Source organism: Rhizobium skierniewicense (genome assembly GCF_014196515.1).
Classification (GTDB): Bacteria; Pseudomonadota; Alphaproteobacteria; order Rhizobiales; family Rhizobiaceae; genus Agrobacterium; species Agrobacterium skierniewicense.
In genome coordinates, this window is the sequence record NZ_JACIDV010000006.1 from 256,371 (window position 1) to 281,631 (window position 25,261).

Sequence of the window (25,261 nt, forward strand, 5' to 3'; positions counted from 1 at the left end):
CCTGTTTGAAAATAAGCGGTCTCGACATGCACACTGCCTGTTGTTTCCCGATGACGGACAAACCCGTAACCGCTATAGAAACACGATGGAAACGGATGGAAAAAATCTGCGTCGCGGCTGGACGACCGGCGCTTGCGCCACGGCGGCGGCAAAGGCTGCCTGCACCGCATTGCTGACCGGTGACTTTCCATACCCTGTCGAGATCGAACTTCCAAGCGGCAAGCGCGTCGGCTTTTCGCTGGCAACCAGTGAAATTGGAGACGGCTACGCACGCGCTGGTGTCATCAAGGATGCAGGCGACGATCCGGACGTGACCCACGGTGCATTGATCGAAACGACGATACGGCGCGCACAGACAGGCAAAGGCATCACCTTCAAGGCGGGCAGGGGTGTGGGCACCGTCACCCGTCCCGGCCTGCCTCTCGCCATCGGCGAACCCGCCATCAACCCCGTACCCCGCAAGATGATTGTCTCTGCAATCCGCGAGGTGGCTGGGGAGAATGCGGATTTCGAAGTCGAGATTGCGGTGGAAAATGGTGAGGCACTGGCTGAAAAGACGCTGAATGGGCGGCTCGGCATTGTCGGCGGCCTTTCCATTCTCGGCACCACCGGCATCGTCATCCCTTTTTCCTGCTCGGCCTGGATCCACTCCATCTGGCGCGGCATCGATGTGGCGCGTGCCGAAGGCCTGCCGCATATTCTCGGCGCGACCGGCAACGCCTCGGAAAAAGCGGGACAGGCCCTGCACGGATTGCCGGAAACGGCGCTGATCGACATGGGCGATTTTATTGGCGGTATGCTGAAATATCTGCGCACGCATCCGGTCGAAAAATTGACGATCGCAGGTGGTGTCGCCAAGATGACAAAGCTGGCGCAGGGCATGCTCGATGTTCATTCCAAACGAGGCCTGGCCGATCTGCATGCGCTGGCGAAACTCGCCATGGACGCGGGCGCGGATGAGGCCCTGGCAGACCTGATCCGAAACGCCAACACGGTAGCGCACGCTTTCACGATGGCAGGCAGCGCCGGGATCAATCTCGGCAATATCGTTGCAGAGAATGCTTGGAAAACAGCGGCAGACGCGCTCAACCTACCTGAGACGGCGCTCGAAATTCTGGTGTTCGACCGGGATGGAGATTTGAAAGGGCGCTTCGGCTTTGCGCCCTCTCATCACGTCTCGGGTTTTCCGTCCGGCGAGCGGAACCGGCGCACATAATCCGTGCTGTACAACGCGCTCTCGCGAAAATCCTCCGATGCCAGCCCTTTCCCGACGAAGATCAACGCCGTGCGCTCCACCGTCTCTTCGGCAAGCTTGGCCTCTATATCATCAAGCGTGCCACGTATAACCCGCTCTTCCGGCCATGATGCCCGTACGACGATGACGACCGGGCAATCGGCTCCGTAAAGCGGTGTCAAATCCTCCACCACCTTGGCAATGGCGTGGATGGCGAGATGAATGGCAAGGGTCGCCCCTGTCGCGCCGAAAGCCTTCAACGTCTCCGTCTCCGGCATTTTAGAGGCACGGCCTGAAATACGGGTCAGCACAAGGCTTTGCGCCACTTCGGGCACCGTCAGCTCGCGCCGCAAGGTGGCAGCGGCAGCGGCAAAGGAGGGTACACCGGGCGTGACCGTATAATCCAATCCCAGCCGTTCCAGACGGCGGATCTGCTCGCCCATGGCGCTCCAGACGGAGAGATCACCAGAGTGGAGCCTCGCCACATCCTTGCCCTCACGCGCCGCCGCCACATATTCCGCCTCGATATCGTCAAGCGAAAGCGCCGCCGTATCGACGATCCGCGCACCACCAGGGCAATAATCCAGCAATGCTTTCGGCACCAGCGATCCCGCATAGAGGCAGACCGGGCAGGCGGCGATCAGATCGCGCCCACGTACCGTGATGAGATCAGGCGCACCGGGACCGGCACCGATGAAATGAACCGTCATTGTTCGTCTCCAGACGTGGCAAACGCCACCGTAATATCGCCGATCACCATACGCGCGGCGATAAGCCTTGAATGGGGTCCCAAAGCCGCCAGAGCCGCTGCTTCGCTAAGGCTGGGAGAGCCAGCATGTTTCAGGCTCGTTGCCGATTCTGTTATCGTACGGTGGCCTGCCTGTTCAAAATCGGCGCGCGCCACCACGACGAGCGCCATGCCCAGCCGTGTCGCCGCCTCCATCAAACCCGGCTCATCACCTTTTATGGGTGCCGTCACGATAAAATCGACCTTCGCGCCGTAGACCCGCGACGCCTCGTTTAGCGCGGCAATGATTGCCTCGGCGCTGGTTCCCCTGCGACATCCGATCCCGGCAACAATCACGGCTTGACCCAAGCCCATTGCGTCACCGGCATAGCCGCCCGCCAACCCTGCATGGAACCAACCGGGGACGCACGCGCAACCTCGAGCCTTATCAACGACCCGCCCAGCCGCGCCTTTGCACCAAGCAACATGGCTTCCATTTCCAGCGTCACCGCATTGGCCACCAGTCGCCCACCGGGTTTCAGCGCTTCGATCGCACCGTCCAGAACACCATGCTCGCTGCCACCGCCACCGATAAAGATTGCATCCGGCGCAGGCAGTCCCTCGAAAGCCTGCGGTGCCGGCCCGATCATCACCTCCAGCCCCGGCACGCCAAAGGCCTGCGCATTGCGCGTGGCGCGTTCAGCCCGTTCCGGGTGCTGCTCAATGCCGATGGCCCGCAGCGACGGATGCGCCAGCATCCATTCGATGCCGATGGAACCGGAACCCGCACCGATATCCCACAGCAATTCGCCATGACGCGGAGACAGTGACGACAACGTTACGGCCCGGATTTCCCTTTTGGTCATCTGGCCATCATGCTCAAACAATGCATCGTCCAGCCCTTGCGAATAGGGCAGGATACGCGCCGTTTCATCGGCAACGACCTCGATTGCCACGACATTCAGCGGATCGACATGAGAAGCCAAAAACTCCGCCGCCTTTCCATGCCGAACCTTTTCACGTGGCCCACCCAAAGTCTCCAGCAGCGTGAAATTCGAGGGCCCGAAACTGGCGTCGCACAAAAGTTGCGCCAACGGTGCAGGGGCTTTTTCATCCGATGTCAGCACGATAAGCTTCGCGCCCGGGTGCAGACGGGGACGAATGAGATCGATGGAGCGGCCATGCAGCGACACGCAGTCCACATCCTGCAACGCCCATCCAAGTCGCGAAGCAGCCAAGGAAAACGCCGATGGGGCAGGGTAGGAGACAACCTCCTCAGCAGCCACATGTCGAAGCAGTGTCACACCGACACCGTAAAAAAACGGATCTCCAGAGGCCAGTACGCAAACCTTTCGGCCTCGCAATGCCACAACCTCGGCTATTTCCACATCGAACGGCACCGGCCATGGCCTAGCTTCACCATGGATCGCATCCGCTGCCAGTGCCAGATGCCGCTTACCACCGAAGACGAGGTCAGCGGTTTCTATGGCGCCAAGTGCATTTCGGCCCAACCCTTCCAGTCCATCCTCGCCAATGCCGACGATGGAAAGCCAGGGCGCTATCGCCTTTTCAGTGGATACGCCATCGATTTCGGCATATTCAGACGCCATGACAGGCTCCATACTCATTCTTGGCGGCACGGCGCATGCCCGCATTCTGGCTGGAAAACTGGCTGAAGACTCCGGCTACCGTCTTTTGCTCTCTCTGGCTGGCCGCACCCGTGACCCGGTTGTGCAACCGGTGCCGATGCGAAGCGGCGGCTTTGGCGGTGCCAGCGGACTTGCCGCCTTTATCATGGAACATGACTTCGATCTGCTGGTGGATGCCACCCACCCTTACGCGGCGCGCATATCCGCCAACGCCGTTCAGGCCGCCGCGATCGCGCAGGTACCGCTGGTGACACTGCAACGTCCCGCATGGGAAAAACAGGCTGATGATAACTGGCAGAGTGTGGCCAATGTCGACAGCGCCGTAAGCGCTCTCGGGGCCGAGTGCACCAACGCCTTCCTTGCGCTGGGTCGTCAGGAGCTTTTGCCCTTCCAAGCCGCGCCGCAACACAATTACCTCATCCGAAGCGTTGATCCTGTCGAGCCGCCGCTCTGCGTGCCGCATGCGCGTTACATTACGGCGCGTGGGCCTTTCGCGGTGGAAGACGAAATCAACCTGCTGCGTGAAAACCGCATCAGCTTTATTGTCTGCAAGAATTCCGGTGGCACGGCAGCCTATGCGAAGATCGAAGCGGCGCGACAACTTGGCATCAAAGTGCTGATGATCGACCGCCCACCGCTCGGCAGCGGCATGACCGTGCCGAATATTGAATCTGCGCTGGCCGCCATCCGCCATCAGCTTTCCCTTTTGGATGAACGCGGCGAATAGACGATCGGCATTTGCCCTTCCCGGTCGATCAACCGTGTTTCCACCGAACCAACGATGATGCATGTCGCCATATCCGCCATGTCGCTTCGAGCGTCAGATAGCGGCACGACGCGCATTCTCTGATCCGCTCGCCCTGCGGCGCGCCCGAATATGACCGGCACTGAGCCGGGAAGATGAGCGCGTAGCACATCGAACGCCGTTGCCAACTGGTGGGGTCGCGCTTTGCTGACGGGATTATAGAACGCCATCACGAAACCGGCGTCAGCCGCCGCAATCAACCGCTTTTCGATCAGCGGCCAGGGTTTCAAATTGTCCGACAGCGAAATGGCGCAAAAATCATGCCCCAGCGGCGCGCCAGCTTTGGCAGCAACCGCTAGCATGGCGGTAACGCCGGGAACGACACGGAAATCGAGGTCCCGCCACTCGGCAGGGCCGGCTTCGATCGCCTCACACACCGCCGCCGCCATGGCGAAAACACCGGGATCACCGCCCGACACGACACAGACCTTGCCGCCACGAGCTGCCAGCGTCAGCGCCGCTTCGGCACGGGAGATTTCCTCGCGATTGTCGGATGCATGGCGGCGTTGATGCGGAGCAAGCGAGAGGCGATCAAGATAGGGAATGTAGCCGAAAAAATCTTCCGCCTCACGCACGGTATCCAGCGCTTCCGGCGTGATCTGCCCCAGATTGCCCGGGCCGAGCCCGACGACGGTGAGGCATCCGCTCATAGGGTCTCTCCACCCACTGGCCTATCTTTCCAGCCCGGAACCAGCACCAGCGAAAAATACGGCGCGGGCGAGCCATCATGCTCCACAAGCCGCATCGCGTGACCGTTTGCCATCGTGCCACGCTCCACATAAAGCGCGCTTTCGAGCTTGCCCGTCTTTTCCAGCGCGCGGCGGATTTTCGGCAGGTTGCGACCAACCTTCATGATGACAGCGCCATCTGTGCCGGAAAGACGGTCCGTCAGGCTGTCTTCGCCAAGCGTACCGGGTAGGACACTCAAGATGTCGTCACCCTGCACCAGCGGCAGACCAGCCATCGACCAGCAACCGGACATTGCGGTAATCCCCGCCACCACCTCCGCCGGATAAGACGGTGCGAGCCGCAAATGCAGGTGCATGTAGGAACCGTAAAACAGCGGATCACCCTCGGAAAGCACCGCAACATTGCGCCCTGCATCCAGATGAACCGCGATATCCCGCGCCGACTGGTCGAAAAATCCGGCAATCGCGCTGCGATAGTCATCACCGTTTTTATCGCTCTCCACCGTCACGGGATAGACCAGCGGCATTTCCAGCGTGCCAGAGCGGATGAAGCCATCGACAATGCCGCGTCCATTGCCCTTGCTGCCCTTCTTGCAGAAGAAGGCAACGACATCGGCAGTCTCGATGGCGCGCACCGCCTTCAGCGTCAAAAGTTCGGGATCACCCGGCCCGGTACCAACACCGATCAGCTTTCCCTTCAGCACCTTCTGCGCGTCTGGCTCGAACAATGCAGCGCTCATAGTCCGGGCCTCGCCACGGCATTTACCGCCGCTGCCGTCATCGCCGAACCACCAAGGCGCCCCTTGACGATAGCGTAAGGAATACACAGGGGGCTTTCCTCCAGCGCATCTTTCGATTCCATCGCACCGACAAAACCAACCGGCATGCCAATGATGGCGGCGGGGCGGGGCGCACCACGCTCCAGCATTTCCAGAAGGTAAAACAACGCTGTCGGCGCGTTGCCGATAGCGACCACCGCACCATCCAGCTTTTCGGCCCAGAGGTCGAGTGCGGCAGCAGAACGGGTATTGCCGATCTGCTTTGCCAGTTCAGGCGTGCGCGGATCGCGCAAGGTGCAGATCACCGCGTTGCGGGCGGGTAGACGCGCCCGGGTCACGCCATGCGCTACCATTTCGGCGTCGCATAAAACAGGCTTGCCCGCCTCAAGCGCACCGCGCGCGGCAGACACGAAATCTGGTGAAAACCGAAAGTGCTGTGCCGCCTCGACAAGCCCGCAGGCATGGATCATGCGAATGGCAATCTCGGCCTGGTCAGGCGTGAAGGCAGACAGATCAGCCTCTTCCCGCACCATCGCGAAGGAGCGCTCATAGATCGCGTTACCATCGCGAATATAGTCGTATTCAGTCATCGATCTTCCTGTCGGAGCGCCGCAACGATCTTCTGCCTGCCAAGACGGGAAAGCAGGGTGCGGGCATTTTCTCCGGGCTTATGTTCTTTTTCATATAAACGGGCAAGTCGCGAAAGTGCGACCCTTTGCTCCGTAAAGGGTAAAATCACATCTGGGGCGCCTGAAGCGCGACCGGAATAGGAAAAAGCCAATCCCTCGGAAGAGCCGGAAAAGGCCAAAGTCGCAGCGGTCGGGTGGGCACAACCCTTTCCACATCCAGAAAGATGGAGCGTGAGGGACCCATCCAGCAACCCGGCAATCTCGATGGCGGCGTCTTCTGCCAGTGCCCGCGTGGCGATGAAGGCTGAAGCACAAGCCGGTTTCCCGGTACAGGCGGCAATTGCCGAACGTGGATCATCGGCAGTCGTTACGAAACCTAACTCGGCGGCTCGGGCAAGGAGAGCTTGGCAGGCGTCCTCTGTGCCGATGAAAAAAAGCGTATGCGCTGGACCGGGCCTGACGTTCTTGATACCGAGCGCTGTAGCGTTGCCGCAGAGAGAGGACAGTGCCTCTGCTGATATCTGCCCAAAGGCTGGTGCCAGTGCTGCAGCAAAGCGGTTGTTTGTCAGTGGCGATATTGAGGGGCGATGGATGTCGTCTACCAAGCGCATCAAACCAAAAGGAGAGGAAACCCGTGCAGGTGGCACATCGACAGCATGCTCAATCAACCGATCTCCGCAAATCCGTCGAACCGTCTCAATCTCAAGATCACGCCCCCGCGCATTCCGCCCCCGTTCCGCCAGACAGGAAAGCAGCTCGATAACGACATCAACAGCATCATCCGCGCGCAGCAGACCCGCCTTCAAACTCTGGTCTTGCGCCCCACCCAGCATCAAAAACCAGAACAGGCCATCATCAAGCCTAATCGCCTTCAGCCTGATATCAGCGAGCAGTTCGGCCATCTCCACTTGCCCGCCACCATCAATGATAACGGACATTTTCGCCGCCAGACAATCATCAAGACCGAGCGTAGCAGCCGTTTCAGATACCCGGCTTACGATTGAGAGCGTCTCTGCAATTGCCGTCTCATCCATTCCTGCAAGCGGCGATGTCTCCACCGCCAACCCTTTCCGCAGCGGCAGACCAAGCGCCAGAACATCGACCTCCAGCGCCGCAGCACTTCCCGCCGTCAGTCCACGAAACTGCACGCCGCCGCGCGCTGTAAGATCGATCAACCCATTGCCGTAGCGAATGCCGAGAGCGCACAGGCGCTCCAAATCCGTAGCCGAAATCGCATCCGTAAACGCCACCCGAGACAGCAATCCGTCCCCTGTCTGCATGGGCGCTGACAAAGCGGGGCACACGCCACGGCGCGTAAAGGGCGTGATGTCCAGGGGGCGGGCGCTCATGCGCTTTCCCTCGTCTGTTTCGGGGCGATCAGCATTTCCAACTCCGCATCCACCGCATTGCGGCGACTGTGCCAGAGGCCACGACGACGGGCGGAGAGAAACCGTTGCGCCATAACCTCGGCTGCCTGCGGGTTTTCGCGCAGAATGAAATCGCGCACCTCTTCATCGCCGAAATAGGCGTCGTAAAGTGCTTCGATGAGGGACGACGACACCGCATGGGTCGTCTCGGCAAAACCGATCAGACGATCGACTGTCTCGGCAAATTCAGAGGCACCACGCGGGCCATGCCGCATCTGCCCGGCAATAAAGCGTGGATTGACAGCCCGAGCACGCACCACACGGGTGATGGCCTGCGCAATGGAGCGAGCCCGTGGCCGTGCCGGATCGGTCGTATCCAACGCAACGACATCTGCCGATTGGCCAAGCGCTGCCTTGGCCGCTGCAAAACCACCAATGAAAGCAACGTCCGAAGACCCATCCAGCAGGTCACGTCCCGGATCGTCCCCCGTATGAACCAGCAGGTCGGCTTTTTCGATCTGAGCGGCAAAACCAGCGTCGGTGAACACGCCAAGCCCATCCGCCCCGCCAAAAGCATGGCTTGCGGCATCGAGATAGATCTGGCCCAGCTCCTCGCGCCCATCCCAGCGGCCATTGGCCAGCTTTTCTTCGATACCCGCACCATACGTGCCGGGCGCTGAACCAAAGATGCGCGGGGGAATGTGGCCAAGGGCCGCCGCCTCTTCGCCCAATGGATTGTCACCCGGCGATTCTTCGCGCCGTGCAATCGCCTTTGCGGCAGCGTCGAGCAAAGCGATCAATGCCGGAAACATATCGCGAAACAGACCGGAAATGCGGAATGTCACATCCACGCGGGGACGTCCCAGCACCGCTGGCGGTAGCACTTCAATGCCGGTGACGCGACCTGTAGCCTGATCGTAGATCGGCCGCGCACCCATCAGATGCAGCGCCTGGCCCACATCTTCGCCGCCATTGCGCAGAGACGCCGACCCCCAGAGATCGAACACGATATGCTTCGGCCAATCACCATGGCGTTGCAGATGATGCCGCAACACCTCTTCGCCCGCCATACGGCCAAGGTCGAAAGCGGTTGGGGTCGGCATGGTCCGCGGGTCGGCAGCGTAGAGGTTACGGCCTGTGGGCAGCACGTCCAGTCGTCCGCGCGCCGGTGCGCCGGAAGGGCCGGGCCTGATATGCTGGCCATCGAGCGCTGCCAGCAACGCCGCTTTTTCAGTCTTCGCACTGTCTCGCCTCAGGGCATCAGGCTCATCATCCACACATCGACCAAACACATGCTGGCCATCCTTGATGGCGAAATCTTTCAGGTCGCAGAGAAACGCGTCAATGCGCGACAGCGCCGTATCGGCATCGTCCTGCGAGCCAACACCGGCATCTGCCGCAAGGCCGGTTTCCCGCGCTTTCTCGACAATAAGCGTCGCCAGCCGGTCGCGGCGGCGGCGATCCAGCCCATCGGCCTGAGCATATTCATCGACGAGCTGTTCCAGTACCATCTGTTCGCTCGAAAGCCCGGCATTCACCAGCACTGGCGGAATATGGCCGATGGTCACCGCAGCGATCCGGCGCTTGGCGACCGCCGCTTCGCCGGGATTGGAGACGATAAAGGGATAGATCACCGGCAGCGCACCGGTGACGATTTCAGGGAAACAGGTTTGCGACAGCGCCACTGTCTTGCCGGGCAACCATTCCAGCGTACCATGCGCGCCGACATGAATGATCGCATGCGCATCAAGGGTCTGCCGCATCCATGCGCCAAAAGCGATCAGCGCATGCCGGGGTGGTAGAGCAGGGTCGTGATAATCCGCCCGCCGGTCTTCGTTGCGGCCACGATCCGGCGCCAGTGCAACTGTTACGGAGCCGAATCGAGCGGCCCGGAAGTGGAAGATGCCGCCTTCAAAAGCATCATCCGCCTCGGCATCGTCCCACGTCTCATCCATGGCCACATTGGCAGTTCGGGGCATGGCGCGGCGAAAGGCTGAATACTCGGCCAACCCAAACGAAGCCGTCTCGTTTTCGACGCGGTCGAGCAAGGCCCGCGGCGTCTCGGGAATATCGTCCACCGTGTAGCCCGCGTCGCGAAGATCGCGCAGCATCTCCAGCACACTCTGGGGAACATCCAGACCCACCGCATAACCCGTGCGTCCCGGTGCGGCACCGGGATAATCCGGCATCAGGATGACAATTCGACGCTGCGATGGCGCCGTATGCTTCAGCCGCAGGAAAGCTGAAATGCGGTCCGCAACCTGGTTGACGCGATCGGCTTCTGGACAATGGACGAGCCCGCGACCCCCGTCAGGGTCGGGCTGCTTGAAGGAGATGGCGCCGGCCAGAATCCGGCCATCCAGCTCTGGCAGCACCACATGCATGGCGAGATCAGACGGATTGAGGCCCCGCACATTGTCCGCCCAGCCATCGCGACGCGTGGTGGCCATGATAACCTGAAACGTCGCTACGCCCAGCCGGTCGAACAGGCTATGGCCCTCTCTATCGACATGGCTGGCAAAGGCAGTCGCCGCAATCATCGCCGCCGGTTTCAGTGGCACGAGTGTCTCTTCCAGAAACCGGATCGTTTCCACATCCTTCAAACCGCCGACGAGGATCGGAAGCGGGGCGAATCCACGCTGACGTAAGGTCCCATATAGCGCGTCAATGGGAGCGACGTCAGCGGCCATCAGCATGGAACGATAGAACAGGATCGGCAGCAGAGGCGCGTCGTCTGAAAATCCACTCAGCGCCTCTGAAAGATCGACAACACCCTCGCCGGGTCGGTAGAACCCGGTTTTCGGCAGGGGCTCCGCTTCGATGTCTGGCCAGGTGGCGCCTTGCGCAAAAGCCGCAAGTCCTTTCGCCACGCGGTCCATATTCTGAGGCCCACCTTGGCGAAAGAACGACAGGATCTTGGCCTGCGTCGGCAGATCGACCGTGGATGCCGCTTCCAGTTTATCGTCACGCTCGCTGCATTCTCCCGGCAGAAGCACCAGCTTGATACCGCGTCGTCTCGCCATTCTGGCAAGCTCATCGACGCCATAACGCCAACGGTCGGCACCACCGAGAATCCGGATAAGGATCAACTTTGCATGTTCTGCGGTCTTCTCGAGCCACAGATCGACAGACATGGGATGCCGCAGCTCGAAAAGATTTTCGGACACGAATGACACCGAACCATCCGTGCTTCGCTGCCACGCACGCTCCAGACCTCCAAGATCGCTGGCCGAAAAGGACATCACCACCACATCAGCCTTGCCCTGATTGAGATCAACCGGCTCGATCAGGTCGTCCAGAGACGAAGATGTGGTGGCGAGGATGTGCATGGATCAGGCAGCCAGCATCCGCTCGATTTTCGCGCGGTCGAGACCCTTTTCACCAATCACGACCAGACGGCTGCGGCGCACTTCTCCCGTTGCCCACGGACGGTCGAAATAATGATTGACGCGTGAGCCGACCGCCTGCACCTGCAACCGCATCGGCTTGGCAGACACCTCGACAAACCCTTTTATGCGCAGAACATTTTCAGAGGCCGCTGTTTCGGAAATACGCGCAGCAAGCGCGTCTGCGTCCGTTACCGCATCCAGTTCCACAACAAAGCTGTCGAACTCGTCATGATCGTGGTCTTCTTCATCGTCGTGATGGGTGTGTCGGTTGTCGATATCTTCTTCCACCGCGAGTCCAAGACCGATCAGCACAGCCGGATCAATCACACCATTGGCGGCCACGATAATCTTGGCGGCCTTGGAAAGATGCGCGTTGATATGCGCCTTGGCCCGCTCCAACCCGGCGGCATCGAGCAGATCACCCTTGGTGAGAACAATCAGATCGGCGCAGGCAATCTGGTCCTCAAACACCTCTTCGACAGGATCGTCGTGGTCCAGCGCCTCATCATTCTGGCGCTGAGCAGCCAGTGCTTCCAGATCATGCGATACCATGCCGTCTGCAAGGGCGGCACCATCGGCCACGGCCACGACCGCATCCACCGTCACCCGGCTTTTGATCGCTGGCCACTGAAAAGCCTGCACCAACGGCTTGGGCAGCGCGAGACCTGATGTTTCGATCAGAATATGCTCGACGCGTGGCTCGCGGCTGAGAATCTGCTCGATGGCAGGCTGGAAGTCATCGGCTACCGTGCAGCAGATGCAGCCATTGGCCAGTTCCACGATGTTGTCTTCCGGGCAGCTTTCGATGCCGCAACCTTTGAGGATTTCACCATCAATGCCGACATCGCCGAACTCATTGACAATGATGGCGAGACGCTTGCCATCCAGCTTTTCGAGAAGGCCCCGCAGCAAGGTGGTTTTTCCAGCGCCCAGAAATCCGGTGATGATGGTGCAGGGAACGCGGTTGAGCGTGGTCATGATGTCTCCTCGGTGAAATGCAAAGGGGGAATGCGGGCAACAAGGCCGCGCTTCAAACTATCGGGTCGCCCACGCCACGGCATCAGGCCATCTGTTGCCTGCGACAAAAGACGCGCACCAACCACAAGATCGGCGGCATCGTCTTCACCGAGCGATCCGAACATATACGACCAGCCATCGGCGCTGCGCATGGCGGCACTCAGACCGCGCTTGCAATTGGCAAGGCAATTGACGCTGCGGATATCGACACCCTCTGCCCGCCCCAGATCAATGGCCGCCTGCGCAAGTGTCGCACCGGGACGCGGGTCCGCATTCGGATCGGCTTCGGACCGGCAGCTGCGGCAGACGTACACAACGACACCGGGCGCGGTCTCGCGATCTGCTCTGTCATTCACGCTGGGCGATGTTGATGTAATATCCAAAATTCTGCTTTCCGCGCCTTCAAAATAGTCCTGGGGTGCGGATATCGAAAAACAGCATGCGGCGACACGCACAGCCCTTGTTCGAACAACCGACTGACCGGAGCACCCCGCCCGGCAGACGTTTTTCCTGAAACGGCAGGTCTCCTGGCTCGCGGTTTGTACGCCCTTGCGCCGCCTTCCCGGACTGTGATGTCCAGTGGCTTTCCGGCGCGGGCTCACCGCTTACAGTTGCGGGGGCAGCCACGGATTGGTTTGCATAGCAAACTGTACCGTGTTCCCTCTTAGCTTTTCCCGTTGCCGGAAAAAGACCGTCAGTCCCTAACCCTTAGGCCCTGCGATGCTTGAGTGTCAATGCCACGCATCATTGCTCGCGCATGCGTTTTGGCTATAGTCGCCGCTTCGAAAAGCACGATACCCGGAAGGATGAACCGCCATGACCCGTGACATCAGCGACAGCGAAGCAGAACGCCACCGGGCCAAAATGGTCAATCGAAAGGTAGTTCAGGATGCTGAGGTCTCGGAAAAGACGATCGAAAAAGGCCTGCTGATGATCAACACCGGCCCCGGAAAAGGCAAGTCCACCGCCGCTTTCGGGCTTGCTCTGCGTATGCTCGGCACCGGCAGACGTGTCGGCATCGTGCAATTCATCAAGGGCGCATGGTCCACCGGAGAGCAGGGCGCTTTGGCTCTGTTCGGAGATCGCGTCGAATGGCGGACCATGGGCGAAGGTTTCACGTGGGACACTCAAGATCTGAAACGGGACATCGCTGCCGCATCCAAGGCATGGGAAGAAGCCAAGGTGCTGATGGCCGACGAAACCATCGGTCTTGTGGTTCTCGATGAACTCAACATCGCGTTGCGTTATGATTATCTGCCGCTGGAAGAGGTTCTAGAGACCCTCCAGAACCGGCGCGAAGGCTTGCATGTCATCGTCACCGGGCGCAATGCCAAGCAACCCCTGATCGATGCCGCCGATATGGTGACCGAAATGACGCTGGTAAAACACCATTTCAAGGCAGGCGTGAAGGCACAGTCGGGCATAGAGTTCTAATCCATGACAGCACGCGTCTTGATGTTCCAGGGAACCGGCTCGGATGTCGGCAAGTCGCTGATGGTGGCGGGTCTGGCCCGTGCCTTCGTGCGCCGTGGCCTATCCGTCATGCCGTTCAAACCGCAAAACATGTCCAACAACGCCGCAGTCACCGCGGATGGCGGCGAAATCGGCCGCGCACAAGCCTTGCAAGCGCGTGCCGCAGGCGTTCCGCTTTCGGTCCACATGAACCCGGTGCTGCTGAAGCCACAGAGTGAAACCGGTGCGCAGATCGTCGTGCAGGGTAAGGTCATCGGCAACGCCAAGGCGGCGGATTACCAGCACATGAAGGCGGGGCTGATGCCGCGTGTGCTGGAAAGTTTCGAGCACCTGAAATCTCAGGCCGACCTCATTCTGGTCGAAGGTGCAGGCAGTGCGTCGGAGGTCAATCTTCGCGCAAACGACATCGCCAATATGGGCTTTGCCCGCGCAGCCGACGTTCCGGTCATCCTGATCGGCGATATAGATCGCGGCGGCGTCATCGCCAGCCTCGTTGGGACGAAAACGGTTCTGGATGCAGACGATGCCGCGATGATCCAAGGCTTTATCGTCAACCGTTTCAGAGGCGACCCAAGCCTGTTTGATGACGGCATGCGCATCATTGCAGACAAAACCGGTTGGCACGGCATAGGCCTTCTGCCGCATTTTGCCGATGCCTGCCGCCTGCCTGCCGAAGATGCGCTGGGGTTGACCGCACCCGGACAGCGCAAACCCGACGCAAAAATCCGCATCGCGGTTCCCATCCTGCCGCACATCTCCAACTTCGATGATCTTGATCCTCTGGAAGCGGAACCGGATGTGGAGCTTTTGCGCATACGCCCCGGCCAGGCCATTCCCGGCAATGCCAGGCTGGTGCTGCTCTGCGGCTCAAAATCCACCATCGCTGACCTCGACACGCTGAAAAATGCGGGCTTCGATGTGGATATCAAGGCCCATCTGCGCCGGGGCGGTTACGTACTGGGCCTCTGTGGTGGTTATCAGATGCTGGGCAAAACGGTCGCAGATCCGCAGGGCATAGAGGGTAAGCCTCTTAGGGTGGAAGGATTGAACCTGCTCGATGTCGATACCGTTCTGACAGGCGATAAACGGCTGATCGCCGTCACAGGCAAAAGTTTCGACGGAATATCTTTCTCCGGCTATGAAATGCATGTCGGCGTGACCGAGGGGCAAGATGCAGCTCGCCCATTTTCCCGCATCGGCAACCATACCGAAGGCGCGATATCAGCGGATGGTCGCGTCTATGGCACTTACATTCACGGCCTGTTTGCAGATGACAACCAGCGGAGCGCCTGGCTACAACGGCTCGGCAGCGAAAGCTCGAAGTTCAATTATGAGAAGCAGATGGATCAGGTGCTGGACCGGCTGGCCGCTCACATGGAGCGCCACCTTGATCTCGATGCCCTCTTGGCTATAGCGCGATAAGAGCGGCGATTACGCCAAACAGGCCAATCAGCATCGCATCGGCTATGCGCGCCAGCTTCAAGGCCTTCCGAATGTCGGCAGCGGTCAAATCCCGCCGCCCACCTTCGCCCATAAACCGCGCTTCGATCATCTGCCCACCATATGAGCGTGGACCAGCCAATGCAAAACCAAGTGTGCCAGCCATAGCCGCTTCCGGCCATCCGGCATTGGGCGACCGGTGATGATGGGCATCGCGGAATATGGCGCGCAAGCCTTCCCCCGGCGAAGCACCTTTCACGAAAAAGGCGGCGAAAACAAACAGCAGGCCGGTCAGTCGGGACGCAGGCAGGTTGACCAGATCGTCCAGCCGCGCAGACGCCCAGCCAAATGCCTCATGGCGGGCAGAGCGATGACCGATCATGCTGTCTGCGGTGTTGATGGCTTTATAACCGGCACCTCCGGCCAAGCCCAAGAACCCGAGCCAAAGCGAAGGTGCGACGATGCCATCGGAAAAATTCTCCGCCAGGCTTTCAATCGCCGCGCGGCACACGGCGGCTTCATCCAGATTTTCAGGATCCCGCCCGACGATCATCGAAACCGCCTTGCGGCCACCTTCGATACCGTCGCGCTCCAAAGCCGAGGCCACAGCCGAGACATGATCTTCCAGACTTTTTTGCGCCGGCAGTGAAGCACCCAACACGGCCACAAAAAACAGTCCGAAAGGCAGAGCCAGAAGAATGGATTGCGACATCAGTGCAAGAAGCACGGTCAAGCCGAGGAAAAAGACCAGCGCCACGACACCCATGGCGATGCGGCGTAAAAATGTGTCACCTTCCCGGTTCCATTTTCTATCGAGGAGCGCGATAAGCGAGCCGATCCATGTCACGGGATGGCCGATGCGCTGGAACAACCAGTCGGGGTAACCGACAAGGCGTTCGATCAACAGGGACAGGAAAGCGAGAGCGAAAAACATGGGCGAGAAGATACCAGAGAAAGCGCAACCGGCGATCCGCCATGGCGGCAATCTGGGTCAGGCGCGTCTGCTTTTTCCACAAGCACCCGAACCCTGGATCGATCTTTCCACGGGGATCAATCCACACTCCTATCCGCATTCGCCCGTTCCCGCCAGCGCCTTTGCCCGCCTGCCGGAACCGCGCGCCGTGGAAACGCTGAAGGAGATCGCCGCAACGGCCTTCGGCGCGTCTTCCGCCGCACACATCGCCGCATCCCCGGGGACACAAATGTTGATGCCACTGCTTGCCCAGACCGCCGTTCAGCGCGGTGCGAGAACCTGTGGCGTCTTATCGCCCGCCTACGCCGAACACGCCCGCACTGCCCGCATCGCCGGACTCACTATTACCGAGGTATCAGATATCGAGGCCTTGGCCGCCTTCGATCATGCCGTCATCATCAACCCCAACAATCCCGATGGACGCGCGTGGAAGCGGCCAGAACTTCTCACACTGGCCGACGCCATGCGCCAAAAGGGCGGCATGCTTGTTGTGGACGAGGCCTTCATTGAGACGGGCTATGCCGAAAGCGTTGCGGATGTGGCGACCTCAGACAGCCTCGTCGTCTTGCGCTCCTTCGGCAAGTTTTACGGCATGGCAGGCATCCGCCTTGGCTTCGCCATTGGGCATCCAGATATTGCAGAACGTCTCGAATCCTGGTTGGGACCATGGGCCATCTCCGGTCCGGCTCTGCATATTGCGACTGAAGCTCTAGTAGATCAGGTTTGGCGAGATGAAATTCGACTCCGGCTAAGAGCTGAATCAGAGCGACTAAATGACCTATTGGGGGCAGCGGATCTTTCGATTGTTGGGGGAACATCGCTTTTCACGCTTATCCGCGACGATCGGGCGCCCACCGTCTGCACTCATCTCATGGAAAACGGCATTCTCACACGCAGCTTTGATGAAAGGTCAACCGAACTACGCTTTGGCCTTCCGGGTGAAGAGGCGGAATGGACGAGATTGGAAGCGGCGTTGTCTAACGTTTAGAGTCAAGTGACAGCCAACATTCGTCATCCTCGGGCTTGACCGAGGATTTAACGAACCCAGACGTCAAACGTGGTTAGATCCTCGCCACAAGGGCGAGGATGACGATGGAGAGGGCAACAAGTTGGCAAGGTTAGCCCTTGAACGTATAGGCCTCGATCGACTCCGGCTTCATCTCGACAGAGAATCCTGGCATCTTGGGGGGCATATAGGCCGCGTTCCTGATATCGCAGGGATCGATGAAATGCTCATGCAGATGATCGACATATTCAATAACTCGGCCTTCCTTCGTGCCGGAAACAACCAGATAATCGATCATCGACAGGTGCTGAACATATTCACACAGCCCGACGCCGCCTGCATGTGGCCAGACCGGCAGATCGTATTTCGCGGCGATCAGCAGGACAGCCAGCACTTCGTTCAGCCCGCCCATGCGGCAACTGTCGATCTGCACGATATCGATGGCACCTTCGGCGATGAACTGTTTGAACATGATGCGGTTCTGGCACATCTCGCCAGTCGCGACCTTCACAGAACCGATCGCCTGCCGTATTTTGCGGTGACCTGCAATATCGTCGGGGCTTGTCGGTTCCTCGATGAAAAACGGGTTGGCGAAGGCAAGCTTATTGACCCATTCGATGGCCTGATCGACCTCCCAGACCTGATTGGCGTCGATCATCAGGTAACGGTCGGGGCCAATCACCTCGCGGGCAATCGTCAGGCGGCGAATGTCGTCTTCCAGATCGCGGCCAACCTTCATCTTCACATGGTTGAACCCGGCATCGATGGCTTCCTGGCATAGCCGGCGCAACTTCTCATCACCGTAACCCAGCCAACCGGCGGATGTCGTGTAGCAGGCATAACCATCCCGTTTGAGAAGTTCGACGCGTTCTGCCTTGCCGGCCTGCGCTTTCTTCAGGATCGACAGCGCATCCTCGCGCGTCAGCACATCGGTCAGATAGCGGTAATCGACGATATCGGCGATTTGCTCCGGGCTCATATCGGCCACCAGTTGCCAGACGGGCTTGCCCGCCTGTTTCGCCAGCAGATCCCACACGGCATTGACGACAGCACCGGTGGCCAGATGCATGGCACCCTTGTCCGGCCCGATCCAGCGCAACTGGCTATCGCCGGTCAGATGCCGCCAGTATGTGCCGGGATTTTCCGAAACAGTGGAAAGATCGGTGCCGACGACCAGATGCCGCATTGCCTCGATGGCCATGCAGCATATGTCATTACCGCGGCCGATGGTGAAGGTCAGTCCGTGACCTTTCAAAGCTTCGTGATCGGTATCGAGAATGATGTAAGCTGCGGAATAATCCGGGTCCGGGTTCATCGCATCGGAGCCATCGAGGCTTTGCGATGTTGGAAAGCGTAAATCGAACACACGCAGATCAGTAATCTTGGTCATCGGCCATTCACTCGCAGTCAGGGATCAGAGAACGGGTTCATGCTGGAAAGGTCCAACCGCATAGCTCCGCCATCGCCCGGCGTTCAGCGCATCCGATGTCATTGTCTCAACTCCTCCAGCGTCGCTGCACGAATGCATCTGCGACGATGAAAAAAAGCACAGATAGGCTGCAAACACCAGCAATCAAAGCGGGCGTCAATATCGCAGGAAACAGGGGAGGGGCAATGAGCCTTGGCGAACGCGATCGATGCGCGTCAGCCAAAGCTTGTCAGTGAGGGCCTTAGTGGCGGAAGTGGCGCATGCCAGTGAACACCATCGCAACATTGTGCTCATTGGCTGCATCGATCACGTCCTGATCGCGCATGGAACCGCCCGGCTGGATAACCGCTGTCGCACCGGCAGCAATGGCAGCCAGCAGTCCGTCTGCAAATGGATAGAAGGCTTCAGAAGCCACGGCGGACCCCTTTGTCAAAGGTTCGGAAAGCCCCATGGCTTTCGCGGCATCCTCAGCCTTTTGAGCGGCAATGCGCGCCGAATCGATGCGGCTCATCTGACCGGCGCCGATACCCGCTGTCTGACCATCCTTGGCGTAGATGACGGCGTTGGATTTGACGTGCTTGGCAATCTTGAAGGCAAATTTCATGTCTTCGAGTTCCTGCGCTGTCGGCGCACGCTTGGTCACCACCTTCAGATCGAGGTCCTCGACCATGCCGTTGTCGCGGCTTTGCACCAGAAGACCACCGGAGACGGTTTTAGCGGTAATGCCTGGCGCACGCGCATCCGGCAGGCCGCCAGCAGACAACAGACGCAAGTTCGGCTTGCGGGCAATGATCTGCCTCGCCTCTTCGGTCACATCCGGCGCGATAATGACTTCGGTGAAAAGCTGAATGATCTCTTCGGCCGTTTCGGCATCCAGCGTGCGGTTGAGCGCAATCACGCCGCCGAAGGCGGAGACGGGATCGCAGGCCAGTGCGCGCTTGTAGGCATCCAGCATAGTGGTGCCGGTTGCCACACCGCAGGGGTTGGCATGTTTGATAATGGCAACAGCGGGTGCCGTCTCCGGCAGAAACTCGGACACGAGCTCATAGGCTGCGTCCGTATCGTTGATGTTGTTGTAGGAAAGCTGTTTGCCCTGCAAAAGCTTGGCTGTGGCCACGCCGGGGCGCTTGTCGCCCGTGAGGTAGAAGCCCGCGCTCTGGTGCGGGTTTTCGCCATAGCGCATCTTCTCCTTCAGCACACCACCAATCGCCCGATAGTGGGGGGCTTCTATCGAAAGTGCTTCGGCAAACCAGTTGGAAATGACCGCATCGTAAGCCGCGGTGCGGGCATAGGCCTTGGCGGCAAAACGCTGGCGAAGCGCATAGGTCGTTTGCCCGTCATCTGCCTGCAAGGCTTCCAGCAGTTCTGGATAGTCGCTCGGATCGGTCAACACCGTCACATAGGCATGGTTCTTGGCAGAGGCACGGATCATCGCCGGGCCGCCAATATCGATGTTCTCGACGGTTGTCGGATAATCACCGCCCTTGGCGCGAACCTCTTCGAACGGATAAAGATTGATCACGGAAAGATCGATCGCCTCGATACCATGGGCGCGCATGGCTTCTACGTGGTCGGCATCGTCGCGAATGGCAAGCAGACCACCATGAACATTCGGGTGCAACGTCTTGACGCGGCCATCCATGATTTCGGGAAATTGGGTGATATCGGAAACATCGGTCACCGGCAGACCCGCATCTGCAATCGCCTTGGATGTTCCACCTGTCGACAGAAGCTTGACGCCCATGTTGACGAGGGCACCGCCCAGCTCGATGATATCCGTCTTGTCGGAAACCGACAGCAGGGCTGTGCGGATCTTGACCTTGTCGGGAGCGGGAATTTTTTTGGAAACGACAGCCATCGGGAGAACTCCGTGATGCGTGGAGGACAGGCCGGAGAGCAATCCATCCGGCGGTTGCCGCCGCGTTAGCACAGCTTTGCGCATTAATAAACAGAGCCGGGCATCGGCTTGGGCCGCCAATGGTCGTTTTTAGGCCGGCACAATGCCATTGACCGCTAGAGTTTCTTTTCGATGATCCAGCGAATGTCCGTCATATCGGGAAGGTGAAACGGGATTTCGATCTGCTGCGACGGTCGGATGCCCGAGGCATCCGCCATGAAGACGTCTTCCGCAATCGTCACGGTCTGGCCAGGCGCGGAAAACACCCAGCTTGTGCCATCGCCTGCGCGCATCATGACGGATTCGTCATCCAGCCGGACAAGTTCGATAGACGGATGAATATGAAAGCGCGACACGGCATCAGCAGAGACGGGCGGGCGTTTAACGTCCTGTTCCGGCTGGACGCTATCGCGCCCCTTGATCTTGCTGCCAGCAGCGTTCATTTCCAGCTCGCGCTCGTAAAAATAGCCAAACGCGCTTCGGTAGCCGTCATGCGACGCGCGCAGCACATCGGCACCTTTCTGATCCGTCTCCCGCTCGACCACGACATCGGTGATACCCGATATCATGACCGGGCCGAGCAGGCGTGAGCGCGACAGACGCGACGACGAGGTGTCATTGATCGTCACGGTCGAATGCGCCGCAGTCGAGCGGCTTGCACGCTTGAAGGCATCGACGGCAAATGGCGGAAATCCGGAATTGACGATGAAGCGGTTTCGAGACGACGACATCTCGAACGACAGACAACCGCAATGCGCGCCTCTGGATAGCGCCATGGACTTCGGAATGCCCGCATCGACCACGACCACCGTATCTGCCGCAGACAGGCGTTGATAGGCGATGTCGGACAGCGCGCGAGAAGGGCGCCCGGAGGTCTCGTCATAGCGCAATACCGAGGCCAGCTCATTGGCAAGCGTGACAGTCGCACCGTTAAACAACGCCAGATCGCCATCCTGATGACGGAAGAAGCGAATGGCGGGAAACATGCGGTCGATGGCGGGTACAAGCCCTGGCGGCACGTCATGGCCGAGATTGATGTAGCTTTGACGCAGCGGGAGAAGGTCGAGCATCAAATCCAGTATCACGCGAGGGTTTCGTGATACATGGCCGCCATCCGGCATGATCTGCCGCTCGAGTTCCCGATCGAGCCTGAACCCATGGCGGGCTATTCTGGCAGCACGGTTGGGAAGCGAAATCGAAGCGATCGCTAGGGCGATCCGAATCTTAAGGCGTGTTTCTCCATCCGGTGCGTGTTTCGCGATGAGGTTGAGATAACGCACATGGTAGCCAAGGCTTTTAAGAAAGCGACGGTAAAAGCCAGCATCGGCGTTTTGCAAAATCACGGGCGAATGCGACAGCCAGGCAATCAGCCGCTGCGCTGCGGTTTCCGGCGCCCAAGCCGCGCCGCTGATCTTGCGCCCATGCGTCGAAATCCAGTCGGAGACCAGAATACGCGCTCGCGCGCAGGCCTCGTCGGCTTTGCTTGCACGCACATGCCGCAGCCAACGAAACGCATGCAGCCTTTCTTCAAAGGCGGGCGAGGGCATCTCCAGCACGAAGGGAGAGACGCCACCCGTCTCCAATATCCGCCCTGCCAGCGCGATACGGCCCAGAACCAGTTCCTGAGCAACATAGGGATCGACGGCACGCAGGTCGGTCGGCGCTGCCACGAGACCGTTTGGCACACGATCGGCGACACGCAGGAACTGCAGACGCACAGGTGCACTAAAGATCATGCATCGATCCCACAGGGTACGTATAAAAAACCCTGTTACGCTCAAGCTGCTCTTCAGGGATCCTACCAAACGCGTGTTTCCCGCCTGCGCGAAGATGACTTATGTTTCAAAAGGTGAGTGTTTTTGGATTGGAACGGAAACATCAGTCAAATTTTCACGAAATACTTCATATTTTGTAAACGAACGGCTTTTTTACGAATGATTCCAGACCGGACGCCGCATGGAATTACGACATCCGCCCATCAAGCCGTTGTTTAAAATACGCAAACTGCGGCGGACGCAGCACGACGATCGGGTGATGAAAACCAAGATACCCTATGCATTCACCCGCAGCATCGCAGCATAGAACCCATCTACACCACCGAACATATCAGGGGTCGTGCGAAGCTCGCCCTTGGTGTTCATGGCAGCCTCCATACCTGGGAAATCCGAGATCAAAGCGGGCACACGCTCAAGTCGCCCGTTGTTTGCCAACACGCGCTCGACCATCTCTTCACCCTCTGAAGGATCGAGCGAGCAATTGGAAAACACGACAATACCGCCCGGTTTGACCAGGTTTATGGCATGACGCAGCATCTGCTCCTGCAAGGTAGCGAGCTTGGCAATATCGTTTTTATCCTTCGTCCAGCACACATCGGGATGCTTGCGCAAGGTGCCTGTGGACGAGCAGGGCGCATCCAGAAGAACCGCATCGAAAAGCTCATCCGGCTGATATTTCAGCATATTGCTTTCGATGGTCGTCGCCTTTAGTTTCAACCGACCAAGATTTTCACGTAGCCGTTTTAGACGATTGCCGGATTGGTCGAGCGCCGTCACGTCGGCACCCGCCAGCACCAGTTGCGCCGTCTTTCCGCCAGGTGCCGCACACAGATCGGCAACACGCTTGCCGGTGAGATCGCCCATCAACCGCACCGGCATGCTGGCTGAAAAGTCCTGCACCCACCATTCACCCTCATCGAACCCATCCAGGGCGGAAACAGACCCCTCGAAAGACGCTAGCCGGACGCTGCCATTGGGCATGACCGTGCCGTTCAGCCTTTGCGCCCACTGATCGGGGTCTGACTTGACGGTGACATCGATCACGGAAGGTATGAGCTGCGCTTCTGCCATCTTATGGGCCGCATCGCCGCCGTAGACGGAATTCAGACGGTCGAAAAACCACTCCGGCAGCACAGGGACAGACGAGATTGCCTGGATGATCTCTTCCTTTTCACGCCCCAGTCGCCGCAACACTGCGTTAACCAGTTTCACGAACCGCCGGTTTCGCGGATCACGATGCGCCTGTTCGACCGCCAGATCGACCGCAGAATGATCGGGAACATCGAGATAGATCATCTGCGTCGCACCGACCACCAGAACATGATGAAGTGAGCGCGCACCTTGAGGCAGAGGTCCATCCAGCAGCATGGAAAGAGCAGCCTCGATCCGAGGAAGGTGCCGTAAGGCTGTGTTGACGATAGCTCGTACGAGTGCTCGGTCGGCCAGGCTGAGCGCCCGATAGGCCGGATTGCCATTCTCGGCGTCCAGCATTCCATCGAGCGAGGTTTTCTTGTCCAGAACCGCCGACAGAATTTTAACGGCAGCCGTGCGAGCGCCCAGTCCGGGCTTCCAGCCATCATTGCCGGCTTCGTCGTCACGTCCTCCGCCAGACAGTTTGCGTGTATGCTGCTTTGCAGACTTGGCAGAAGAATTCGATGTCAAGACCAAGGACCTTTACGCTCATTGTTTTGGCCGCTCGCAGCACCGACATTGGGCACGGAGCGTGATTTGCGGACGGACTTACCACTTGTCGGCTGATAGGTCGATGCCTGCGCAAACTCCTGCGTCATGCTGCGTAGGGCAGCAATACGGTTGTCGGTATTGGGATGGGTGGAAAAGAGATTGTCCATCCGCTCTCCCGATAATGGATTGATAATGAACATATGCGCTGTCGCAGGATTGCGCTCGGCGTCTGGATTATGAATCTGCTGAGCCGCGCCTGCGATTTTCTGCAATGCGGAGGCAAGCCACAAGGGGTTGCCGCAAATCTCCGCGCCACGTCGGTCTGCGGAATACTCACGGGTCCGGCTGATCGCCATCTGCACCAGCATCGCCGCCAGGGGTGCGACAATCATCGCTGCCAGCACGCCTATGAAACCAAGCGGATTGTTGTTTTCACGGTTTCCGCCAAAAAAGAACGCGAAGTTGCCGAGCATGGAGATTGCACCGGCAAGCGTCGCTGTGATTGTCATCGTCAGCGTGTCACGGTTCTGGATATGCGCCAGTTCATGTGCCATGACACCGGCCACCTCTTCCGGCGTCAAGCGTTCCATCAGCCCCGTCGATGCCGCCACCGCAGCGTTTTGCGGGTTGCGCCCCGTTGCAAAGGCGTTGGGCTGCGGGCTGTCGTAGACATAGACCTTCGGCATAGGAAGCCCAGCATTGTGGGAGAGGTCGCGGATCATCGCGAAGAAATCAGGCGCGTTGTGCTCGTCCACCTCCTGCGCATTATAGGCGCGCAAAACCATTTTGTCGGAGTTCCAATAGGAAAACAGGTTCATGCCAGCCGCGAACAGGAAGGCAATCATCATGCCACCGGCGCCGCCGATGAGAAATCCAATACCCATGAACAACGCGGTCATGAACGCCAACAACATCGCCGTACGCATCATGTTCATCCAAAAATCTCCGTTCAAAGGTAAAATGGCTTATCAACGCCACCAGACTTCTATAATCTGGTTATAAGAAAATGCTTTTCAATATCCCGTCATGAGGGCTCACAGATCATGCAGAACCCAGACAACGACAACGGTGACAATAAAAAGCGGGAGCTATCGCCTGCCGCGCAACGAGCCTTGCAGGAGGCGGAGGAGCGCCGCAAGAAGGCGAAGGCCATGGAGCTGCCGCCCGAGATCGGTGGACGCGAAGGGCCGGAGGCTGTTCGCTTTGGAGACTATGAAATCAAGGGCCGTGCCATAGACTTTTGAGCAAGACCCACCGAGCCTTGCTTCGTTGAAAATACCAATAATATCAAATATTTAGA

22 protein-coding genes and 1 riboswitch are annotated in these 25,261 nt (G+C 59.0%); of the genes, 6 read left to right on the top strand and 16 right to left on the bottom strand.

The features are described 5' to 3' along the window. Positions 1–85 precede the first annotated feature (85 nt). The gene (locus GGQ73_RS11840) at positions 86–1,216 is read left to right on the top strand and encodes a cobalt-precorrin-5B (C(1))-methyltransferase (protein WP_183896456.1); all 1,131 of its coding nucleotides are present in this window, start codon (positions 86–88) and stop codon (positions 1,214–1,216) included. Here the strand turns inward: GGQ73_RS11840 and cobM are convergent. The 3 genes from cobM to cbiE are packed head-to-tail and all read right to left on the bottom strand — an operon-like array spanning position 1,171 to position 3,571. Beyond that, on the bottom strand, positions 1,171–1,944 hold the full coding sequence (gene cobM, locus GGQ73_RS11845; protein ID WP_183896458.1) for a precorrin-4 C(11)-methyltransferase: 774 nt from the start codon (positions 1,942–1,944) through the stop codon (positions 1,171–1,173). The genes GGQ73_RS11840 and cobM overlap by 46 nt on opposite strands. Continuing rightward, positions 1,941–2,336 (bottom strand): cobalamin biosynthesis protein, encoded by a 396-nt coding sequence (locus tag GGQ73_RS11850; protein ID WP_183896459.1) that lies wholly within the window; start codon positions 2,334–2,336, stop codon positions 1,941–1,943. The genes cobM and GGQ73_RS11850 overlap by 4 nt, the downstream gene beginning before the upstream one ends. Next, entirely contained in the window at positions 2,315–3,571 is a 1,257-nt protein-coding gene (gene cbiE, locus GGQ73_RS11855) for a precorrin-6y C5,15-methyltransferase (decarboxylating) subunit CbiE (RefSeq protein WP_183896461.1), read from the bottom strand. The genes GGQ73_RS11850 and cbiE overlap by 22 nt, the downstream gene beginning before the upstream one ends. Between cbiE and GGQ73_RS11860 the strand changes: the two genes are divergently transcribed. After that, positions 3,570–4,337: a cobalt-precorrin-6A reductase gene (locus tag GGQ73_RS11860; RefSeq protein ID WP_183896463.1), complete on the top strand. Its 768-nt coding sequence runs from the start codon at positions 3,570–3,572 to the stop codon at positions 4,335–4,337. The two genes, cbiE and GGQ73_RS11860, sit on opposite strands and share 2 nt — an antisense overlap. On the opposite strand, the gene GGQ73_RS11865 is transcribed toward GGQ73_RS11860, so the two are convergent. Genes GGQ73_RS11865 through GGQ73_RS11895 form a run of 7 tightly spaced genes read right to left on the bottom strand, consistent with a single transcriptional unit; the run spans position 4,304 to position 12,668 of the window. Beyond that, complete coding sequence (locus tag GGQ73_RS11865; RefSeq protein ID WP_183896465.1) at positions 4,304–5,065, bottom strand: precorrin-3B C(17)-methyltransferase; 762 nt, start codon at positions 5,063–5,065, stop codon at positions 4,304–4,306. The genes GGQ73_RS11860 and GGQ73_RS11865 overlap by 34 nt on opposite strands. Beyond that, a complete protein-coding gene (locus GGQ73_RS11870) occupies positions 5,062–5,844 on the bottom strand; it encodes a precorrin-2 C(20)-methyltransferase (protein WP_183896467.1) in 783 nt (260 codons plus the stop codon). Before GGQ73_RS11870 ends, GGQ73_RS11865 begins: the two co-directional genes overlap by 4 nt. Then, entirely contained in the window at positions 5,841–6,473 is a 633-nt protein-coding gene (locus GGQ73_RS11875) for a precorrin-8X methylmutase (RefSeq protein ID WP_183896469.1), read from the bottom strand. Before GGQ73_RS11875 ends, GGQ73_RS11870 begins: the two co-directional genes overlap by 4 nt. Continuing rightward, entirely contained in the window at positions 6,470–7,861 is a 1,392-nt protein-coding gene (cobG, locus tag GGQ73_RS11880) for a precorrin-3B synthase (RefSeq protein WP_183896471.1), read from the bottom strand. Before cobG ends, GGQ73_RS11875 begins: the two co-directional genes overlap by 4 nt. Continuing rightward, positions 7,858–11,208, bottom strand: coding sequence for a cobaltochelatase subunit CobN (gene cobN / locus GGQ73_RS11885; protein WP_183896473.1), 3,351 nt, complete (start codon positions 11,206–11,208; stop codon positions 7,858–7,860). Before cobN ends, cobG begins: the two co-directional genes overlap by 4 nt. 3 nt (positions 11,209–11,211) lie before the next feature. Next, the gene (cobW, locus tag GGQ73_RS11890; protein WP_183896586.1) at positions 11,212–12,249 is read right to left on the bottom strand and encodes a cobalamin biosynthesis protein CobW; all 1,038 of its coding nucleotides are present in this window, start codon (positions 12,247–12,249) and stop codon (positions 11,212–11,214) included. Then, a complete protein-coding gene (locus tag GGQ73_RS11895) occupies positions 12,243–12,668 on the bottom strand; it encodes a DUF1636 family protein (protein ID WP_174154375.1) in 426 nt (141 codons plus the stop codon). Before GGQ73_RS11895 ends, cobW begins: the two co-directional genes overlap by 7 nt. Before the next feature lie 117 nt (positions 12,669–12,785). After that, a riboswitch (cobalamin riboswitch) is annotated at positions 12,786–12,996 on the bottom strand. Positions 12,997–13,101: 105 nt separating this feature from the next. Between GGQ73_RS11895 and cobO the strand changes: the two genes are divergently transcribed. After that, on the top strand, positions 13,102–13,719 hold the full coding sequence (cobO, locus tag GGQ73_RS11900) for a cob(I)yrinic acid a,c-diamide adenosyltransferase (RefSeq protein WP_174154376.1): 618 nt from the start codon (positions 13,102–13,104) through the stop codon (positions 13,717–13,719). Between the two features lie 3 nt (positions 13,720–13,722). Then, on the top strand, positions 13,723–15,180 hold the full coding sequence (locus GGQ73_RS11905; RefSeq protein ID WP_183896475.1) for a cobyric acid synthase: 1,458 nt from the start codon (positions 13,723–13,725) through the stop codon (positions 15,178–15,180). Here GGQ73_RS11905 and cbiB read toward each other — a convergent pair. Next, the gene (gene cbiB, locus GGQ73_RS11910; RefSeq protein WP_183896477.1) at positions 15,167–16,132 is read right to left on the bottom strand and encodes an adenosylcobinamide-phosphate synthase CbiB; all 966 of its coding nucleotides are present in this window, start codon (positions 16,130–16,132) and stop codon (positions 15,167–15,169) included. The two genes, GGQ73_RS11905 and cbiB, sit on opposite strands and share 14 nt — an antisense overlap. Between cbiB and cobD the strand changes: the two genes are divergently transcribed. After that, positions 16,131–17,159, top strand: coding sequence for a threonine-phosphate decarboxylase CobD (gene cobD / locus GGQ73_RS11915; protein ID WP_183896479.1), 1,029 nt, complete (start codon positions 16,131–16,133; stop codon positions 17,157–17,159). The genes cbiB and cobD overlap by 2 nt on opposite strands. A gap of 130 nt (positions 17,160–17,289) precedes the next feature. Here cobD and GGQ73_RS11920 read toward each other — a convergent pair whose 3' ends face one another. From GGQ73_RS11920 to htpX, 5 genes are all read right to left on the bottom strand, one after another. Further along, positions 17,290–18,567 carry an L-fuconate dehydratase gene (locus tag GGQ73_RS11920; protein WP_183896480.1) on the bottom strand — a complete coding sequence of 426 codons (1,278 nt, stop codon included), beginning with the start codon at positions 18,565–18,567 and terminating at the stop codon, positions 17,290–17,292. Between the two features lie 280 nt (positions 18,568–18,847). Further along, on the bottom strand, positions 18,848–20,464 hold the full coding sequence (gene purH / locus GGQ73_RS11925; RefSeq protein ID WP_183896482.1) for a bifunctional phosphoribosylaminoimidazolecarboxamide formyltransferase/IMP cyclohydrolase: 1,617 nt from the start codon (positions 20,462–20,464) through the stop codon (positions 18,848–18,850). A gap of 155 nt (positions 20,465–20,619) precedes the next feature. Continuing rightward, positions 20,620–22,239 carry a heparinase II/III family protein gene (locus GGQ73_RS11930; RefSeq protein WP_183896484.1) on the bottom strand — a complete coding sequence of 540 codons (1,620 nt, stop codon included), beginning with the start codon at positions 22,237–22,239 and terminating at the stop codon, positions 20,620–20,622. A 315-nt stretch (positions 22,240–22,554) separates the two neighbouring features. Continuing rightward, positions 22,555–23,946: an RsmB/NOP family class I SAM-dependent RNA methyltransferase gene (locus GGQ73_RS11935; RefSeq protein ID WP_412762974.1), complete on the bottom strand. Its 1,392-nt coding sequence runs from the start codon at positions 23,944–23,946 to the stop codon at positions 22,555–22,557. Beyond that, positions 23,937–24,896: a zinc metalloprotease HtpX gene (gene htpX, locus GGQ73_RS11940; protein WP_183896488.1), complete on the bottom strand. Its 960-nt coding sequence runs from the start codon at positions 24,894–24,896 to the stop codon at positions 23,937–23,939. Before htpX ends, GGQ73_RS11935 begins: the two co-directional genes overlap by 10 nt. Before the next feature lie 108 nt (positions 24,897–25,004). On the opposite strand from htpX, the gene GGQ73_RS11945 reads away from it, so the two are divergent. After that, a complete protein-coding gene (locus tag GGQ73_RS11945; RefSeq protein ID WP_183896490.1) occupies positions 25,005–25,205 on the top strand; it encodes a DUF1674 domain-containing protein in 201 nt (66 codons plus the stop codon). Positions 25,206–25,261: the final 56 nt, after the last annotated feature.